At 33.6% G+C, this 1966-nt stretch carries 2 protein-coding genes; one reads left to right on the top strand and one right to left on the bottom strand.

From position 1 onward, the window contains the following. The coding region (locus tag LE180_RS06660; protein ID WP_374134671.1) for a class I tRNA ligase family protein at positions 1-1642 on the top strand (1642 nt) is incomplete at its 5' end. A gap of 88 nt (positions 1643-1730) precedes the next feature. On the opposite strand, the gene LE180_RS06655 is transcribed toward LE180_RS06660, so the two are convergent. Next, positions 1731-1966: hypothetical protein (locus LE180_RS06655; RefSeq protein ID WP_374134670.1), on the bottom strand; the 236-nt coding region annotated here is incomplete at its 5' end.

Below are 1966 nucleotides of genomic sequence, written 5' to 3'. Positions count from 1 at the left end.
CGAACAGTGGTTTTTAAATGTTGGCGAAATGTCTAAAAAGGTAGTTGATGCCACAAATGACGATAGGACAGTTTTTCATCCGCAATCGTGGAAAAAACCTTACGTTTTGTGGCTTGAAAATTTAAGAGACTGGTGCATAAGTCGCCAAATATGGTGGGGACATAGAATACCTGTTTATTACTGCGTTAATGAACAAGGAAATAAAACAAGTTGCAAACCGATTGCTTCTTTTGAAAAACCGGAGAAATGTCCGTGTTGTAAAGGCAAAAACTTTGTTCAAGATGAAGACGTTTTAGATACTTGGTTTTCTTCAGCTTTATGGCCTATAAGTGTTTTTAATTGGGGCGAAGATGAAAACAACGAAGATTTAAAATATTTTTATCCTACGTCAGTTTTGGCAACCGGACATGAAATTATATATCTGTGGGTTGCAAGAATGGCGCAGTTTGGTTTAGAATTTATGAAAGATGTTCCTTATAATGATGTGTTTATTCACGGGATAATAAGAGATAAACACGGTAAAAAAATGTCAAAATCACTTGGAAATGTCGTTGATCCGCGCGAAATAATGGAAAAATATGGCGCAGATGCGTTGAGGTTTGCGCTGGCTCAGGCTGCAGCTCCGGGAAGAGATATGCAAATTTTGGAAGAATCTTTTTTAGCGACAAGAAATTTTGCAAATAAAATATGGAACGCATCGAGATTTATAATAATGAATTTGGAAGGTATGGGCAAGCTTGATGATAATATATGTCCTTCCGAGCTTGCTGACGAGTGGATTATATCTGAATTTGCCAACACTGCTTCAAAAGTTAAAACAGCTTATGAGTCTTATAACATAGATATCGCTTCGCGAGAAATTTATGATTTCTTCTGGACAAAATATTGTGATTGGTATATAGAACTTTCAAAAATACGTATGATGTCGGCAGACAGAAATGTAAAGAAACAAGTTCTTTCAATTCTTGTACATATACTTAAATCAACATTACAGCTATTGTCTCCAATAATGCCGTTTATAACGTCGGAGATATGGGAGATTTTAAACAAAGATGATGAAAATGCAAAAATAATAGCAGAGAGCTTCCTAGCTGTTATTCCCAAATACATTAATCAAGAATCTGCTGCATCTCATTCTGCCATTCCCGAACGTCTTAATCGGGAATCCATACTTGAGAAAATGAAAAACATCCAAGACATAATTGTAAAAATTAGAACTCTAAGAAGCGAAATGAATATTTCTCCTGCGGTTCAAATAGAAGCTTTGTTTAACATATTAGACGAAAGTAAAGAACAAACAATAAATGAAAACGAAAGTTACATAAGGCAGCTTGCAAAAATAAGTTCGATACAATTTGGTAAAAACATTGCAAGATCTAAAAATTCTGCCGTAATCGTTGTAGTCGGATTTGAAATATTTTTACTTTTAGAAGGTCTTATTGATATTGAGAAAGAAAAAGCAAGGCTTACAAAAGAGATTAATCTCGCAAAACAGGAAGCAGAGAGAACAACGTTAAAAATGCAGAACGAAAATTTTATAAAAAGCGCTCCGGAATCAGAAATTGAAAAAATTAAAGCGCGCTTAAACGATGCAAATTTAAAAATTAAAAAAATTAATGAAAATTTAAAGTTTTTGGAATAAAACAATAATAAAGCAAAATGAAAAGTGATAAAATATATTGTCAAAAAAGAAGGCATTTTTTATCTAGAGCATAAATTTTACAATTACTTCACATTTTGCTATCTAACTTCTCTAAGTAGATATATATGCTGTTGTGGAAGTTGGTGAAGTAGATTATTGAAAGCGCAAATACTACATCATAGACTGGAAAACCGCTGATAGCCCAAAAGCAAAGAGTGAAGACACAGGCAGTTCGCATGAGTTTGGCATCAGAATTGGGGTTCAATTCTAGCATTGTTTGTTGTACATTTGATACATAAAAAAAGGATTTCAATTTTAGTGGAA

The sequence above is a fragment of the Candidatus Endomicrobiellum pyrsonymphae genome (genome assembly GCF_020328025.1).
Lineage (GTDB): Bacteria > Elusimicrobiota > Endomicrobiia > Endomicrobiales > Endomicrobiaceae > Endomicrobiellum > Endomicrobiellum pyrsonymphae.
Note: the sequence above shows the minus strand (reverse complement) of the source record. Positions and strands in the feature narration are given on the sequence as shown.